The organism is Arthrobacter sp. GW460-12-1-14-TSB2, assembly GCF_059423525.1.
This window is the reverse complement of sequence record NZ_JBWKYC010000001.1, coordinates 231,652-248,110: the sequence shown is the minus strand read 5'-3', so window position 1 is coordinate 248,110 and position 16,459 is coordinate 231,652. Positions and strand designations below refer to the sequence as shown.

Genomic DNA, 16,459 nt, shown 5'->3' with positions numbered 1-16,459 from the left:
CCCAGCGTACCTGATACGCTGAGTATCGTGAACATTCCCCCCGTTGATCCTCCCGCGCCCCGGGACGGCAACTCCCTCGGCGGTATTTCCGCAAGCGGCTCGGCCATCGACGGACGCGCCGCACGCTGGCAGTCGCACCGTGAGGAGCGGCGGCGCGAACTGATCAAATCGGCTCGGAAGGCAGTCCACGCCTTGGGGAGCGACGCTTCCATGGAGGACATCGCGGCTGCAGCCGGCACGTCCAAGTCCGTGTTCTACCGCTATTTCGGCGACAAGGCCGGCCTGCAGCAGGCAGTCGGCGAGGTGGTGCTCAGCCAGATGCAGCGCCGTATCCAGGAAGCAGCGCAGAGCGCGCAAACGCCCAGGGAGGGGCTTCTGGCCATGGTGTCCGCCTACCTCCAAATGGCTGAAACCAGTCCCCACGTCTACACGTTCGTCACCACCTATTCGGCGGGCGAGCCGGGAACGACCACCGGCGGAATGGCCGCAGCCGGTGCCCTTGGCCACTTCTTCGAAGAAGTCCGCGACATGATCGCCCGGCCCATGCGGGAACACCTCGGAGCCGGCAAGGAAGCCGTGATCGGGTACTGGCCTACCGCGGCGATCGGACTCGTCCGGAATGCCGGGGAGCAGTGGCTCGCCACACCGGAATCAACCAACAAACCGGACCAGGAAATGATGGCCCGCCAGATCACGGCGTGGCTGTGCGTCGGGATAGCCCCGGAACTCGAAGTCCTGGATCCACTCAATCCGACCCTTAGTGAATTGTCAGAACCAAAGAAGGAATCGACATGACTGACGTAGTTGACCGCCCCGCCAGCCAGGCAAGCCGCCCCGCCGCCCGCGCACACCACCGCGCGGACGCCACGCCGTCCGTCGACGTCGAGGCGCTAGGTGAGCAGCTTCTGGGCAAGTGGGCCCGGATCCGCCTGCACTCGCGCGAGCTTGCAGGCCGCCCCGAACTGTACAAGACCGAGGGCCTGACCCATACGGAGCACCGGAAGCGCACATTCGGCCAGCTCAAGTACCTGGTGGACAATGGCGCCGTCCACCGCGCCTTTCCCGCGTCGCTGGGCGGTTCCGATGATCACGGCGGCAACATCGCCGGGTTCGAGGAACTCGTCACGGCCGATCCGTCGCTGCAAATCAAGGCGGGCGTCCAGTGGGGCTTGTTTGGTTCGGCTGTGATGCACCTCGGCACTGAGGAACACCACGCCAAGTGGCTGCCCGGCATCATGAATCTGGACATTCCCGGCTGCTTCGCGATGACGGAAACCGGGCACGGCTCCGATGTTGCGAGTATTGCCACCACGGCGACCTTTGACCCGGCCACCCAGGAATTCGTGGTCAACACGCCTTTTCGTGCAGCGTGGAAGGACTACATCGGCAACGCCGCCATAGACGGACTCGGCGCCGTGGTGTTCGCCCAGCTGGTCACCAGCGGCGTGAACCACGGTGTCCACGCCTTCTACGTGGACCTGCGGGATCCGGAGACGAAGGAATTCCTGCCCGGCATCGGCGGTGAGGACGACGGCGTCAAAGGCGGCCTGAACGGCATCGACAACGGCCGGCTTCATTTCAGCAACGTCCGCATCCCGCGGACCAACCTGCTCAACCGCTACGGCAACGTTGACACTGACGGCGCCTACACCTCATCCATTGCCAGCCCCGGCCGCCGCTTTTTCACCATGCTGGGCACCCTGGTCCAGGGCCGCGTCTCGCTGGACGGTGCCGCGGTGGCTGCCAGCAAGATCGCCCTCAAGACCGCCATCCAGTACGCCACCGAACGCCGCCAGTTCAACGCTTCATCACACACTGACGAAGAAGTGCTGCTCGACTACCAGCGCCACCAGCGGCGGCTGTTCACCCGGCTGGCCACGACCTACGCCGCGGGCTTCGCCCACGAGCAGCTGCTCCAGAAATTCGACGACGTGTTCTCGGGCGCCCACGACACCGACGAGGACCGCCAGGACCTCGAGACCCTGGCCGCCGCGCTCAAACCTCTCAGCACGTGGCATGCCCTCGACACGCTCCAGGAATGCCGTGAAGCCTGCGGCGGTGCCGGGTTCCTGATTGAGAACCGCTTTGCATCCCTGCGTGCCGACCTGGACGTCTATGTCACCTTCGAAGGTGACAACACGGTGCTGCTCCAGCTGGTGGCCAAGCGGCTCCTCGCGGATTACGCCAAGGAATTCCGCAACGTCGATGTCGGGGTGCTGGCCCGCTACGTGGTGAGCCAGGCCGCCGGCACTGCAGTCCACCGGACGGGCCTTCGCCAGGTCGCCCAGTTCGTGGCCGACACTGGCTCCGTCCAGAAGGCAGCCATTGCGCTGCGGGACGAGGCCACGCAGCGGTTGCTGCTGACCGACCGGGTGCAGACCATGGTTGCCGAAGCGGGAGCCGCACTGAAGGGGACGAACAAGCTGCCGCAGCAGAAGGCTGCCGAGGCGTTCAACCAGCACCAGCACGAACTGATCGAAGCGGCGCAGGCACACGCGGAGCTATTGCAGTGGGAGGCCTTCACCGAGGCCCTGGCCAACGTGAAGGACCCGGGCACCAAGCGGGTGCTGACCTGGCTGCGGGATCTGTTCGGACTCTCGCTCATCGAGAAGAACCTGTCCTGGTACCTCATGAACGGGCGGCTGTCGATGCAGCGTGCGCGAACGGTGGGCGACTACATTAACCGGCTCCTGGTCAAGATCCGTCCGCACGCCGTGGATTTAGTGGACGCCTTCGGGTATGGACCGGAGCATCTCCGGGCGGCGATTGCGACCGGCGCCGAACAGATCCGGCAGGACGAAGCCAGGGCCTACTTCCGTTCGCAGCGCGCCGACGGCAAGGCCCCCGTTGACGAGAAAGTCCTTCTTGCGAAGAAGGCGCGTGAGTCCAAGCCTCAGCGCCGCTAGGTTGCCGGCACTGTCCGGACAGTCTGAGGACGTTCGCTGGTAGGAAGTCATACCGGCGGGAAACCACGACGGCGCCGCCCCCTTAGCGGGGTGCGGCGCCGTCGTCGATTAATTCCGTTTAGGCAAGGACCGAGCGGTACACCTCAAGGGTGGTTTGCGTGATGGAGTCCCAGGAGAAGTGCTCCTCCGCGCGGCGGCGGCCGGCCTGTCCCATGGCGCGGGCGCGCTCGGGGTCGGACACCACCTCGGTCAAGGCGGCTGCGAATTCGTTGACGAACTTCTCCGGATCCAGCGGGGTTCCGGTGCCGTCGGTGACCTGTTCCAGATCCACCAGCAGTCCGGTTTCGCCGTGCTGGACCACTTCCGGGATCCCGCCGGTGGCGCTGGCCACCACGGCCGCACCGCAGGCCATGGCCTCGAGGTTGACGATCCCCAGCGGTTCGTAGATGGACGGGCAGGCAAAGGCGGTTGCGTGGCTGAGGACCTGGATCAGTTCGTTGCGCGGAAGCATGCGTTCAATAAGGACAACTCCGCTGCGCTGACTCTGCAGCTCCTCGATCAGGCGGGCAGTTTCCGCGGCGAGCTCCGGAGTGTCCGCCGCGCCGAGGCACAGCACCAGCTGGACATCCGCCGGCAGCTTGGCCGCGGCACGCAGCAGGTACGGAACACCCTTCTGGCGGGTGTTGCGGCCTACGAACACCACGCTGGGCAGGGCCGGATCGATGCCCAGGGCGCGGATGGCGTCGTCTGCCTCGTCACGCTGCCAGAGTTCGACGTCAATGCCGTTATGCACCACGCGGACCTTGGCCGGATCCACATCGGGGTAGCTGCGCAGGATGTCCTGCCGCATCCCTTCGGACACGGCGATGATGGCAGCGGCGGCCTCGTAGGCGGTCTTTTCCACCCAGGAGGACAAGGCGTAGCCGCCCCCGAGCTGTTCGGCTTTCCACGGCCGGAGCGGCTCCAGGCTATGGGCGCTCAACACATGCGGGATGCCGTGCAGCAGCGAGGCCAGGTGGCCCGCCATGTTGGCATACCAGGTGTGCGAATGCACAAGGTCGGCCCCCGCGATGTCCGGCACGATGCGCAGATCGACCCCGAGCGTCTGGACGGCGGCGTTGGCGGCCCCCAGATCCTCCGGAACGGAGTAGGACGTCACCTGCGCCCCGTGATAGTCGGGATCCCGGGGCGCCCCGAAGGCCCGCACCTGCAAATCCACATGCTTGGCCAGCACGCGGCTCAGTTCAGCCACATGGACCCCGGCGCCACCGTAAATCTCGGGCGGGAACTCTTTAGTCACAATGTCTATTCGCACGATACCCAAGGTAGTCCTTACGGCGTATCTGTTCTAGTGTGAAGGGGTCCGGGCGTGCCGGACTATTGGGGAAAGATACGAAGGCGTACAGGAGCGACCACCATGCCGTTGAATAAGAAAGTCCTGGCCATTGTCCTTGCAGGCGGCGAGGGCAACCGTCTGATGCCATTGACGGCGGACAGGGCCAAACCCGGCGTGCCTTTTGCCGGAAGCTATCGGCTGATTGACTTTGCACTTTCCAACCTCGTGAATTCCCGTTATTTGCAGATTGTGGTGCTCACGCAATACAAATCCCACAGCCTGGACCGGCACATTTCCGAAACGTGGCGGATGTCCACGCAGCTGGGAAACTACATTGCTTCCGTCCCCGCGCAGCAGCGTGTGGGCAAGAGCTGGTTCCTTGGCAGCGCTAATGCCATTTACCAGTCCCTGAACCTGATCCATGACGCCAACCCGGACATCGTGGTCGTCGTCGGTGCGGACCACGTCTACCGCATGGACTTCGCGCAGATGGTGGAGCAGCACGTCGCCAGCGGCGCCAAGGCGACGGTGGCCGCCGTCCGCCAGCCCCTCAACATGGCCGACCAGTTCGGCGTCATCGAAGTGGACCAGAACGATCCCCAGAAGATTGCGGCCTTCGTGGAGAAGCCGTCCTCAACTCCGGGCCTGGCCGCTGATCCGACGCAGTTCCTGGCTTCCATGGGTAACTACGTGTTCGATGCCGATGCCCTGGTGGACGCCCTGCATGTTGACGCCGAGCGCCTCGACACTAAGCACGATATGGGCGGCGACATCATTCCGTACTTCGTCAACAAAGGCGAAGCAGGCGTTTATGACTTCACGCTGAACGACATTCCGGGTTCCACCGAACGGGACCGGACTTACTGGCGCGACGTGGGCACCATCGATTCCTTCTACGATGCGCACATGGACCTTATTTCCCCGATGCCGGTTTTCAACCTGTACAACTCGGAATGGCCCATTTACACCCGGCAGAGCATTTCCCCGCCGGCAAAATTCGTTCGCGGCAAGGGAAACACCGTGGGTACGGCGCTCGATTCGATCGTGGCCAGCGGCGTGGTGATCTCCGGCGGCATCGTGGAGGGTTCAGTCCTGTCCAACGACGTCTACGTGGGTACGTCCAGCCGGGTGGTTGATTCGGTCCTGATGGACAAGGTCCAGATCGGCGAAGGAGCCGTAGTCAACCGCGCCATCATCGACAAAAACGTCAAGGTGCCCGCCGGCGCAGCGATCGGCCTGGACCCGGAGCGCGACCGGGCCCGCGGGTTCAAAGTCACCGATTCGGGCATCACCGTGCTGTCCAAGGGCCAGGAAGTCCCCGAGCCGGACGACGCCGAACGCGCACTGTCCGCCGCCAACCTTCACTTGGTCCCCAACGCGATAAAGGCGGCAACGGAAAACTACCCGGCTGTGCGGGACACCGTGACCAAGCTGGGCGAAGCCCACGCAGCGACACTGGGTGTGACGGTCGCCGACTAGGAGCCGGATCCCTATCCCCCGAAACCTGACGGCAGGCCGAAGGATTCCCAGGCTGTAAAATTGGACCAATGAACACCGCCGATTTGACGCCTGAGGACATCCAGGCCTGCCTCAAGGTTCTCAACACCATCCACGCCTACGACGAGGAACACCCTGACTACGTCTCGGTGCGCCGCGCCACGGGCAAGATGTTCAAGGCTGTCAAACGCCACCGCCGGGTCACGAAACGCGACCTGATCGCGGAATCGGACCGGGCAGTGATCGCCCAGACGGCCACGGCTGCACCCGACCGGATCGACGACGAAACCCGCGGGAACAAGCTGGAACCCTCAGCGACGGGGAAAGTTGCCGGGCACCTCATCAGGTCCCGCCCCTGCTACATCTGCAAGAACCACTACACGCAGGTTGACGCCTTCTATCATCAGTTGTGCCCTGAGTGTGCTGCCTTCAGCCACAGCAAGCGTGATGCGCGCACCGACCTCACAGGCCGGCGTGCGCTGCTCACGGGAGGGCGCGCAAAAATCGGCATGTACATTGCCCTGCGGCTGCTCCGAGACGGCGCCCACACCACGATTACCACGCGGTTCCCGAAGGATGCTGCACGTCGCTTCGCGGCCATGGAGGACAGCGGTGACTGGCTCCACCGGCTCCGGATTGTGGGCATCGACCTCCGTGATCCCTCCCAGGTGATGGCCCTGACCGACTCCCTCGACGCCGCGGGGCCCCTGGACATCATCATCAACAACGCCGCCCAGACCGTCCGCCGGTCCGGGAACGCGTACAAACCCCTGGTTGATGCCGAGGACGAGCCCTTGCCGACAGCCCTTGAAGTAGCCAATGGCGGCCCGGAACTGGTGACGTTCGGCCATGCCCATGACAAACACCCGCTCGCCCTTGCCAGCAGCGTCATGGAGCACCCCGTCCTGGCCGGGGATGCCATCACCTCCCTTGCCCTCTCGACAGGCTCGGCATCGCTGGAACGCATTGCCTCCGGCACGGCCATTGACGCCGGCGGACTGGTCCCGGATCTTGCCGCGATCAATAGCTGGACCCAAGTGGTGGACGAAGTGGATCCGCTGGAAATGCTCGAGGTGCAGCTCTGCAACGTCACGGCGCCCTTCCTGCTGGTCAGCCGGCTGCGTGCAGCCATGAAGCGCTCCACCGCGCACCGGAAGTACATCGTGAACGTCTCGGCCATGGAGGGCCAGTTCTCACGCGCCTACAAGGGCCCGGGCCACCCCCATACGAACATGGCCAAAGCGGCGCTGAACATGATGACCCGGACCAGTGCGCAGGAAATGCTTGATTCCGACGGCATCCTGATGACCGCGGTGGACACCGGGTGGATTACCGATGAGCGGCCCCACTTCACGAAGGTCAGGCTCATGGAGGAAGGCTTCCATGCGCCGCTGGACCTCGTGGACGGTGCAGCCAGGGTCTACGACCCGATTGTCATGGGCGAAAACGGCGAGGACCAGTACGGCGTCTTCCTCAAGGACTACAAGCCCAGCCCCTGGTAGGCGCCACAATCCTGGTAAGGCGCAACAACGTAGCTCGTCCGCTATCAGAGGCTGTTGTGGTGCCGCAAGGGGCCCTATGGCCCTAATGGGCATGGCGGCAGGACCGTAACGTGGGTTTACATGAACAACATGACGCCGCCCGAAGGCCAGCTGTCCATTGACCAGTGCTGGGTCATGCTCGACACGGAGACGGTGGGAAGGATCGCCCTCATTGTCGACGGCCACCCCGAGATCTTCCCGGTGAACTTCGTGCTCCAGCGCCGCAGCATCGTCTTCCGCACTGCAGGCGGGACCAAGCTCTGGGCTGCCATGACCGCCAAGCCCGTGGCTTTCGAAATCGACGGCTATGACGCCCATGAAGAGATGGCCTGGAGCGTCGTTGCCCGCGGCGAAGCCGAACTGATCGAGGCCAAGGACGAAAAGGACGAGGTTGATGCCCTCTTCCTGGAACCATGGCAGCCCGGCGACAAGGACTACTACGTCAGGGTCGCGCCAAAGGCCCTGACCGGCCGGCGATTCAAGGTCAAGAAGCCGGACCTGTGGAACACCCGGCTCTCCGATCCCCGGCGCGCGGCTTTCGAGTAGGCAGCGCGGCCTTCGGATAGCGCGCACGCCCGGCCGCCGGCATCGACATTCGCCGGCGTCTACATTCCGCGTGTCAGCGCTTCTCCGGGGTATGCACCACCAGTACCGGGCAATGCGCGTGCGCAACGCAGGCAGAACTCACGGACCCTAGCAGCAGGCCCCCGAAGCCGCCGTGGCCGCGGCGGCCGACCACCAGCATGTCCGCGGTCCGGCTGGCGTCAATGAGGGTATGACGCGGGCGCCCCTGCACCAGCCGGGTCTCGACGTTCGGCGGTGTCTCCGGCCCGAAGGCCTTGGCTACGGATTCGTTCAGGATCTCCCCGGCACGGACATCGAAGTCGTTAATGCCCATGGCCACGTAGCCGTCGTATACGGGCGGGTAATCCCAGCACGCCAGCGCGACAACCTGGGCTCCGAGTTGCTCCGCAAGGCCCTGCCCCCGCTTCAGGGCTTCCACCGACGCGTCCGAACCATCCACTCCGACAACGATGGTACGGACATCCCTGGCCTCATTCATGTCGTTCCCTTTCGCAGGGGCTTTCACGGGTGGAACCCGGCCGCGGACCGGCAGGTGTTCTTCAAGGATGTGTGCCGGAACCGCGCGGTGCTAGGGCCTAAAGTCATGCCCGCTGTGGGTCCAAGGACCCTTGTTGCGCCCGGAGGTGTCAACGAGAATGGCAGAGCCGGATGAGGGAAACCGGGTCCGGACAGACATAATGGGATCTGCACCGCACCGCAAGCCGGTTGCGGACCGATGATGGCGGCTCCGGCCGCCGGACAGGAGGACCATGATTCCTCGGGCAGACCAAGGTCCCACCGCACAGGACGCGAACACCGACCTGATCCGTGTGTTCATCCTCGATGACCATGAACTTGTCAGGCGCGGGCTTCAGGAGCTCCTTGAGGGCGAGGGTTTCCAGGTTGTGGGCAGCTCAGGTTCCGCTGTCGAGGCAACGCGGCGCATTCCCGCTCTGCACCCCGACGTTAGCGTGCTCGACGCCCGGCTTCCGGACGGCACGGGCATTGAAGTCTGCCGGGATGTCCGGTCGGTGGACCCGAATCTTAACTGCCTGATCCTGACGAGTTTCGACGATGAGCAGGCCCTGCGGGGCGCGGTACTCGCCGGCGCCCGCGGTTACGTTCTGAAGGAAATCGGCGGCACTGACCTCATCGGGGCACTCCGGCGTGCGGCTGCCGGTGAGTCGCTGTTCGACGACGGCGTGGCGGCCAGCGTCGTCGAAAGCCTCGTCACGCCCCAGCAGGTGGACCCGAGGATTGCCGGGCTGACACCGCAGGAACGGCGCGTCCTGGAGCTCGTGGGCGGCGGCCTGACGAACCGGCAGATTGCTGCGGAAATGTTCCTGGCGGAGAAGACCGTTAAGAACTACGTGTCCTCGCTGCTGGCAAAACTTGGGTTTGAACGGCGGACGCAGGCTGCGGTGTATATTGCCAACAGCTCCATGCCGGCTGCGTCGTCTTCAGGGCACTCCGCTGCGGCACATTCGTCCTCGGCCCACTCGGCCGGCACCGATTCCGACGGGCACAGGCACTAAAGCGGAACCGACCACTCGAGGCTGGTGCCCGCACCTGGCGCGCCGGTGATGGTGCACGTTCCCTCCAGCATCCTCGCGCGCTCCTCCATGTTGTTGAGACCGTTGCGCTTCGTGGAACCGTTGAACCCGCTGCCGTTGTCCGTGACCAGGACCGTCATCCTGCCGTCCAGGGCAGAAACGGACACCTCGATCGAGTCCGCTCCCGAATGGCGGATGGCGTTGCTCAGCCCCTCTGAAACTACGGCCACCACATGTTCGGCCTTGTCCGGGAGGACTGAGTCAACCGGGCCTTCCAGCATGAGTCCGGGCGCAAAGGGCAGTGACTTGGCCGCGCTCCGGGTGACGCGGCGGAGCCGCGCGCTGAGCAATTCCGTATCGCCGTTGCCGGTCCTCAGCGAGTAGATGGTATCCCGGAGGCTGCGGATGGCCTCATCGAGTTCCCCGGTGACGGCGCGGATCCGATCCAGGGCAAGTTCTTCCTTCGTGAAGCGGTTCAGGCTTTGGACGCTCAGGCCGGCGGCGAAGAGCCGCTGGATTACGAGGTCATGAAGGTCGCGGGCAATACGGTCGCGATCGGTGTACACCAACAGTTCTTCCCGCAGGCGGTGGACCCTGGCGAGTTCCAGCGCCAACGCGACATGGGACCCAAAAACAGCGCCCATCTCCACATCGATCCGGCCGTACGGGCCGGCCCCGGAATCCCGGACGAGGAGGAGCAGGCCGTGATGGGCGCCCTGGGTGCTGAGTGCCACCGCAAGCAGCGGTCCGGCCACAGTACCTTCCAACACTCCTAGCACGTCGGCGGCGTTGTCCACGAGAAGGGGGTCGCCTCCGGAGAGTACGCCCCGGAGCGTTTCCGAATCCAGGGACAACGGCAAGCGGGAAAACAGCTCAGCGCCTTCGCCGTCGGCCCCGGCCACGACATAGCCGTCGCCGTCTGCCGCGGGTTCCACGATCAGGGCCAGCTTGGATCCGGACTCTCGAAGGGCCCTCCCGGCGATGGGACCAAGCCCGGCGGAGTGGGCGGGATCGGTCCCCAGCATCAGCCCGGCAACATCCATGCAGGCCTCAAGCCATTGGGCACGCCGCCTGGCGTCGTCGTAGAGCCGCGCATTTTCGATGGCTACGCCGGCGGCTGCCGCGAGGGCAACGGCCAACTCTTCATCCTCCACCGTGAAGTCGCCGCCGCCCACCTTTTCCGTCAGATACAGGTTTCCGAAGACAACGTCCCGGACCCGGACCGGAACGCCAAGGAATGACTGCATCGGCGGATGGTGTTTGGGAAAGCCGTAGGCCTCGGGATGGATCCTCAGGTCATGAAGCCGCAGTGGCCGGGGGTCGGAGATCAGTAATCCCAAGACGCCATGGCCGGTGGGGAGGGGGCCGATCTGCTTGGCGAGTTCGCCGTCGATCCCGACCGTTATGAAGTGGCTGAGGGCGCGGTCATCCCCGATGACACCCAAGGCACCGTAGCGGGCGCGCAGTAGCTGGCAGGCTGACTGGACAACCCGTTCCAGGACGGCGTCGAGACTCAAGTCCTCTGCAACGGCAACCACCGCTTCGAGCAGGCCACCCATGCGTTCCTGGAACTGGAGGAGTTCACCGGCCCGGGAAACAAAGTCCTTGAGCAAGTCCTCGATCCTGGTGCCGCTTGGCGCGGTGTATCGCCCCGGGGCGTCGCCATCGGCATGCATATCCACAAACCACTCCTGACCGCGTCCGTCCGCTCCGGCGTCGTGAGGCCAGAATACCGTTAAGGCAATCATCATGGGGCGAGGGGGTGTCGATTTGGCGGCAGGGACCTTGGGCCCTAGCTTTCCGGACCTACCCTCGCTTAGGCTCGGCGTCATGAGCACTGATCCTAAACCGGGCGCTGACCATCCGCACGAAGTCGAAAACCTTGACAACCACGAATGCTGGCGTTTGCTGCGGAGCGTCTCAGTGGGCCGGCTGGCAGTCTGGGTCGAGGACCACCCGGACATCTTCCCCATCAACTACAAGGTGGACCACGGAACTCTCGTCTTCCGCACGGCAGATGGCACCAAGCTGCAGGCAGCCACGGGCGACACTCCTGTTGCCGTGGAGGCAGACGGCGTGGATGCGGACAGCGGCATCGCCTGGAGCGTGGTGATCAAAGGGCAAGCCGCGCCGGTCAAGAACCAGCAGGAGGTTCTGGACACTGTGGGACTGCTGCTTTTCCCCTGGCAGGCCGGCAAGAAAGAGCACTTCGTCCGGATTACACCGGACACGGTCACGGGCAGGCGTTTCAAGGTCACTCCCCCGTTGACCTGGTGGACGCCGCTGGATGACGCCACCAGGTCCGGGTACGAATAAGCCTGCCAGGGCGGCCGGCCTACGCCAGACGGGTGATTTCGACGCTCACGTTCAACGCGGAACCGCCGCCGCCTGACAGGATGCCCTTGAGCGGCGGCACATCCCGGTAATCGCGTCCGCGTGCCACGGTGACATGGAAGTCGCCGGCCGGTTTGTGGTTGGTCGGGTCCCAGCTGCGCCATTCGCCGTCCCACCACTCCAGCCACGCGTGCGACTGGCCTGCCACCGTCTCGCCGATGTCCGCCGTCGAACGCGGGTGAAGGTAACCGGAGACATACCGTGCCGGAATACCGCAGCTGCGCAGCGCGCCGATGGCGAGGTGCGCCAGGTCCTGGCAGACGCCCTGGCGTTGCCCCCAGGCCTGCGCGGCGTTGGTGGTGACGCCGGTTGAGCCTTTCATATAGGTCATCTCGCCGCGCATCCATTCGAAGATGGCCATGGCCGACCCGTGCGGATTCCTGCCTTCGACGATCCCCGGAATGATGCCGAGGACTTCGTCACCGGGACCGCTCAGCCTGGACTGCGGGACCCAGTCGCTGAACTGGTTGAGCGTCTCAGGCGCCTGCAGCACGTCCCACGAGACGATGTCGCCCTCTGCCGGGACGCGCTCTGCGCGGTGGACTTCGACCGTGGTAGTGGCGACCACCTCCAGGTACTCGTGCGGCATTTGCATGTCGAAGGCCGTAACGCGTGTGCCCCAGTAGTCGCGGTAGCTGCTGATGGCGGCCTGCGACGGCGCAACTTTCATGGACGATTCCAGCACTACCTGCTGCGGATCCGTCAGCGGCGTCATGCGGGCTTCGTTGTACGAGAGCGTGACGCGTTTGTTGTACTTGTAGCCGGTTTTATGGATGATGCTCAGCCGGGTCATGAAACTTCTCCCACCCAGGCCAGTTCGTCCGCCTGATTGAAGTACTTACGGGAAATGGCGTCGGACGCCTGCGACACAGCCTTCTGGACGCGCTCCATGTGCTCCGGCAGTTCGGACATGAGGTCGTCCGTACGGTGGAACTCCAGGAAGGTGCGGGCCTGGCCCACGATCCGGCGTGCGTCGTTGATGAAACCGACGCGCTGGGCGGAAGGGTCGAGCTTCGCCAGGCACTCATCAGCATCACGCAGGGCGTAGACGATCGAACGCGGGAACAACCGGTCCAGCAGCAGGAACTCGGCGGCATGCTGGTCCCCGAAGGCGGCCCTGCGGGTCCGGAGGAAGGACTCATATGCCCCGGCGCAGCGGAGCATGTTGACCCATGACATGCCGGCGGAGAGCACATCGCGGGTTGAAAGCATGCGTGCCGTCATGTCGGCACGCTCCAGGGAACGTCCCAGGGCCAGGAACAACCAGCTGTCGTCGTGGCTCACGGTGGTGTCCGCCAGGCCGCTGACCATGGCCGTGCGCTCCAGCACCCAGTGGCAGAACCGGTAGGTGCCGACGACGTCCTTGCGGTGCTGGTTCAGGCCGTAGTACGTGGTGTTCAAGCTTTCCCAGAGCCCGGAGGAAACCGTTTCGCGGGCACGGCGGGCGTTTTCGCGGGCAGCCCCCAACGATCCGGCGATCGATGTGGCGCTCTGTTTGTCGTAGGCGAGGGCGTGCAGCAGCTCCTCGAGGCCGAATTCGTCGCTCTCGGGCCGGGCTCCCATAACAGCCAGGAGTTCCCGGGCCACATTGTCCCGCTCCTCCGTGGGCAGGTGGTTGAGCCGCTCAAGGTGGACGTCCAGGATGCGGGCGGTACCGTCAGCCCGCTCCACATAGCGGCCGATCCAAAATAGGGACTCAGCGATACGGCTAAGCATTCGCGGCTACCTCCTGCGGGTCCGAAATCTGCATGTACATAGAAATGGAAACTGGTGCGGGGAACTCCCGACGGCGGCGGCTCACTGCTGCTGTTCCGTCTGGCGGTCGCGCCAGTTGCTTTCGACCGGCCACACCGAAACCCGCTCGCGGACGGTGATGGACGGCCTGGGCAGGAGCTCCACCGGAACCTCGGGAGAGTCCGACAGCACCCACGTGTCCTTGGACCCGCCACCCTGGCTGGAATTGACGATCAGCGAACCCTCCTTGAGGGCAACGCGCGTCAGTCCGCCCGGAAGCACCCAGACTTCGTCGCCGTCGTTGACGGCGAACGGTCGCAGGTCGACGTGCCGAGGGCCAAACTTATCACCGCTGAGGGTGGGAACCGTAGACAGCTGCAGGACCGGCTGCGCAATCCAGCCACGGGGATCCGCGATGACGCGCTTGCGGAGCGCCTCGAGTTCTTCCTTGGACGCGTCGGGCCCGATGACCAGGCCCTTGCCGCCGGAGCCGTCCACCGGTTTTACCACCAGTTCATCCAGCCTGTCCAGGACGTGCTCACGCGCTTCCTTCTCCTCCAGCCGGAACGTGTCCACGTTGGCGATCACGGGCTCTTCGTTGAGGTAGTAGCGGATGAGGTCGGGCACATAGCTGTAGACGAGCTTATCGTCGGCCACGCCGTTGCCCACCGCATTGGCGATGGTCACGCCACCGGCGCGGGCCGCATTGACCAGACCGGGGCAGCCCAGCATGGAATCGGCGCGGAACTGCAGCGGGTCGAGGAAGTCGTCGTCAATCCGCTTGTAGATCACGTCAACGCGCTGTTCGCCGGCGGTAGTACGCATGTACACCCGGTTGCCGCGGCAGATGAGGTCGCGGCCCTCAACGAGCTCAACGCCCATGAGACCGGCCAGGAGGGTGTGTTCGAAGTACGCGCTGTTGAACACGCCGGGCGTGAGGACCACTACGGTGGGGTCGTCGACGCCGGACGGTGCTGTCTTGCGGAGTGCCGACAACAGCCGGCGGGGGTATTCCTCCACCGGACGGATCAGTTGCTGGCCGAACGCCTCGGGCAGGCCCTTGGCCATGGCCCGGCGGTTTTCCAGCACATAACTTACGCCGGAGGGTACCCGCACGTTGTCTTCGAGCACCCGAAAGGTTCCCGCAGCGTCACGGACGACGTCGATCCCCGAGATGTGGACGCGCACGCCGCCGGCCGGCTCGAAACCGTGAACCTGGCGATGGAAGTGGGCACTGGTGGTGACGAGCTGGCGCGGGATGACGCCGTCTGCCACGACCGTCATCTTGTCGTAGACGTCATTGAGGAAGGCTTCGAGGGCACGGACCCGCTGGGCCACGCCCTTCTCAAGGACGGTCCACTCATCGGCAGGGATCACCCGGGGGACGATATCCAGGGGAAACGGACGTTCCTCTCCGGCGAAGTCGAAAGTGACACCGCGGTCCAGGAACGTACGCGCCATCGAATCGGCACGGGCAGTGACATCGGTGAGGGAAAGTTCCCGGAGGGCACCCGCGACCTGTCCGTAGGACTTCCTGGCTTCTTGGCCGGGTGCAAACATCTCGTCGTAGGCGCCGGTGCGGCCGGCAGCCTCGGAGTAATCCTGGAATAGGTCAGACATGGTCATTAGCCAACCACCTTTTTGTTTCGAATTCATTACTGATGCCCATTGGGGCGTGTTGAAGCCACCCTTCCGGTTCGTGTTTTTCCGCACTGTTCCGGCAAGGTAGGTGAGTGCCATTGCCCAGATTCCCCGCCGCCCTCCAAGGGCGGATCTCCACACGGATCCCACCCCTGTTGCCGGGACTACTCACTGCCGTTTTCGCCGTCGGGGTGGCCTTTACCGTACACGCAATGGTGCCTGTCCTGCCCGCCATGACCGTCGCCGTGGTGCTGGGCCTGCTCGCTGCGAACCTCCCCGGCACGGGAACCTGGGCGGCGGGGCGGGCGCGTCCGGGGCTCGACTTCGCCGGCAAGCACCTGATGCGGGCCGGGATTGTTTTCCTCGGACTGAAAGTCAGCGTGCTGGACGTCCTGGGGCTTGGCTGGCAGTCGCTGCTGCTGATCACGGGGGTGGTTCTGGTCAGCTTCGTCGGAACGTACGGGATTTCCCGGATGTTCCGCCTGACCCGCGATGCCTCCCTGCTCATCGCCACCGGCTTTTCAATCTGCGGCGCCTCAGCCATTGGGGCGATGGCGGCGGTCCGCAGGATCCGCCATGTGGACACCGTCCTGCCGGTTGCACTGGTCACGCTGTGTGGCACGTTGGCCATAGGTGTCCTGCCGCTCCTCCTGCACCCGCTGCAGCTCACTCCTGAAGTGTTCGGCGCGTGGACCGGGGCTTCGGTGCACGACGTCGGCCAGGTGGTGGCCACCGCACAGACCGCAGGCACCGGTGCATTGGCGATCGCCGTCGTCGTGAAGCTGACGCGAGTGATCCTGCTGGCCCCCATGGTGGCCGCTGCGGGGATCCACCAGCGGTCGGCCATCAACCGCGATAAGCGCAACGGGGCTGTGCCGGACGGGGCTGTGCCGGACGGCGCGGGGACGGACGGCGCGGGGACGGACGGCGCGGGGACGGACGGGATTGCCCGTGCGGAGCCGGGCGGCCCGGCATCCGACGCCGACGGCGCGGAGCTGCGGATGCCGCCCGTTGTTCCGCTGTTCGTCATTGGATTTGTGGCCATGGTGGGCGTGCGGTCCACCGGGTGGCTGTCCCCCGGTTGGCTGGAGGCGGCGGCCGCCGTGCAGGACCTGCTGCTCGGCACGGCGCTCTTCGGCCTGGGCTCGGCGGTTCGGGTGCGAACCCTGCTCCACACCGGCGCCAGGGCCCTGTTGGCTGCCCTCGCCGCGTGGCTCCTCATCGCCGCCCTGGGCCTTGGGGCTGCCATGCTGATCGTTCAGCCGTGACTGTCTGGTCCCACCCGGACAACGG

At 64.9% G+C, this 16,459-nt stretch carries 14 protein-coding genes; 8 read left to right on the top strand and 6 right to left on the bottom strand.

The window, feature by feature from the left end:
- Positions 1-27: 27 nt before the first annotated feature.
- Positions 28-795, top strand: coding sequence for a TetR/AcrR family transcriptional regulator (locus AC07YR_RS01165; protein WP_436057671.1), 768 nt, complete (start codon positions 28-30; stop codon positions 793-795).
- Positions 792-2,906, top strand: coding sequence for an acyl-CoA dehydrogenase family protein (locus AC07YR_RS01160; RefSeq protein ID WP_494732817.1), 2,115 nt, complete (start codon positions 792-794; stop codon positions 2,904-2,906). The genes AC07YR_RS01165 and AC07YR_RS01160 overlap by 4 nt, the downstream gene beginning before the upstream one ends.
- A 118-nt stretch (positions 2,907-3,024) precedes the next feature.
- On the opposite strand, the gene glgA is transcribed toward AC07YR_RS01160, so the two are convergent.
- Entirely contained in the window at positions 3,025-4,221 is a 1,197-nt protein-coding gene (gene glgA / locus AC07YR_RS01155; protein ID WP_494733021.1) for a glycogen synthase, read from the bottom strand.
- A gap of 102 nt (positions 4,222-4,323) precedes the next feature.
- On the opposite strand from glgA, the gene glgC reads away from it, so the two are divergent.
- From glgC to AC07YR_RS01140, 3 genes are all read left to right on the top strand, one after another.
- Positions 4,324-5,721 carry a glucose-1-phosphate adenylyltransferase gene (glgC, locus tag AC07YR_RS01150; RefSeq protein ID WP_055805790.1) on the top strand — a complete coding sequence of 466 codons (1,398 nt, stop codon included), beginning with the start codon at positions 4,324-4,326 and terminating at the stop codon, positions 5,719-5,721.
- Positions 5,722-5,789: 68 nt separating this feature from the next.
- Positions 5,790-7,241 carry an SDR family NAD(P)-dependent oxidoreductase gene (locus AC07YR_RS01145; protein WP_055805791.1) on the top strand — a complete coding sequence of 484 codons (1,452 nt, stop codon included), beginning with the start codon at positions 5,790-5,792 and terminating at the stop codon, positions 7,239-7,241.
- Positions 7,242-7,361: 120 nt separating this feature from the next.
- Positions 7,362-7,826: a pyridoxamine 5'-phosphate oxidase family protein gene (locus tag AC07YR_RS01140; RefSeq protein WP_055805794.1), complete on the top strand. Its 465-nt coding sequence runs from the start codon at positions 7,362-7,364 to the stop codon at positions 7,824-7,826.
- Positions 7,827-7,899: 73 nt separating this feature from the next.
- Here the strand turns inward: AC07YR_RS01140 and AC07YR_RS01135 are convergent, their stop codons facing one another.
- Positions 7,900-8,343 carry a universal stress protein gene (locus tag AC07YR_RS01135; protein ID WP_436057669.1) on the bottom strand — a complete coding sequence of 148 codons (444 nt, stop codon included), beginning with the start codon at positions 8,341-8,343 and terminating at the stop codon, positions 7,900-7,902.
- Between the two features lie 271 nt (positions 8,344-8,614).
- On the opposite strand from AC07YR_RS01135, the gene AC07YR_RS01130 reads away from it, so the two are divergent.
- Positions 8,615-9,379 carry a response regulator gene (locus AC07YR_RS01130; RefSeq protein WP_436057668.1) on the top strand — a complete coding sequence of 255 codons (765 nt, stop codon included), beginning with the start codon at positions 8,615-8,617 and terminating at the stop codon, positions 9,377-9,379.
- Here the strand turns inward: AC07YR_RS01130 and AC07YR_RS01125 are convergent.
- Complete coding sequence (locus AC07YR_RS01125) at positions 9,376-11,073, bottom strand: GAF domain-containing sensor histidine kinase (protein ID WP_436059328.1); 1,698 nt, start codon at positions 11,071-11,073, stop codon at positions 9,376-9,378. The two genes, AC07YR_RS01130 and AC07YR_RS01125, sit on opposite strands and share 4 nt — an antisense overlap.
- Positions 11,074-11,227: 154 nt before the next feature.
- Between AC07YR_RS01125 and AC07YR_RS01120 the strand changes: the two genes are divergently transcribed.
- Positions 11,228-11,713 (top strand): pyridoxamine 5'-phosphate oxidase family protein, encoded by a 486-nt coding sequence (locus tag AC07YR_RS01120; RefSeq protein ID WP_436057667.1) that lies wholly within the window; start codon positions 11,228-11,230, stop codon positions 11,711-11,713.
- Between the two features lie 19 nt (positions 11,714-11,732).
- On the opposite strand, the gene AC07YR_RS01115 is transcribed toward AC07YR_RS01120, so the two are convergent.
- The 3 genes from AC07YR_RS01115 to AC07YR_RS01105 form a co-directional block, all read right to left on the bottom strand.
- Positions 11,733-12,584, bottom strand: a complete 852-nt coding sequence (locus AC07YR_RS01115; protein ID WP_055805806.1) for a transglutaminase family protein — start codon at positions 12,582-12,584, stop codon at positions 11,733-11,735.
- Complete coding sequence (locus AC07YR_RS01110; protein WP_011691978.1) at positions 12,581-13,507, bottom strand: alpha-E domain-containing protein; 927 nt, start codon at positions 13,505-13,507, stop codon at positions 12,581-12,583. The genes AC07YR_RS01115 and AC07YR_RS01110 overlap by 4 nt, the downstream gene beginning before the upstream one ends.
- 81 nt (positions 13,508-13,588) lie before the next feature.
- Complete coding sequence (locus AC07YR_RS01105) at positions 13,589-15,145, bottom strand: circularly permuted type 2 ATP-grasp protein (RefSeq protein ID WP_028269258.1); 1,557 nt, start codon at positions 15,143-15,145, stop codon at positions 13,589-13,591.
- Positions 15,146-15,264: 119 nt separating this feature from the next.
- Here AC07YR_RS01105 and AC07YR_RS01100 point away from each other — a divergent pair, with 119 nt between their 5' ends.
- Positions 15,265-16,434, top strand: a complete 1,170-nt coding sequence (locus AC07YR_RS01100; RefSeq protein WP_494732816.1) for a YeiH family protein — start codon at positions 15,265-15,267, stop codon at positions 16,432-16,434.
- Positions 16,435-16,459 lie beyond the last annotated feature (25 nt).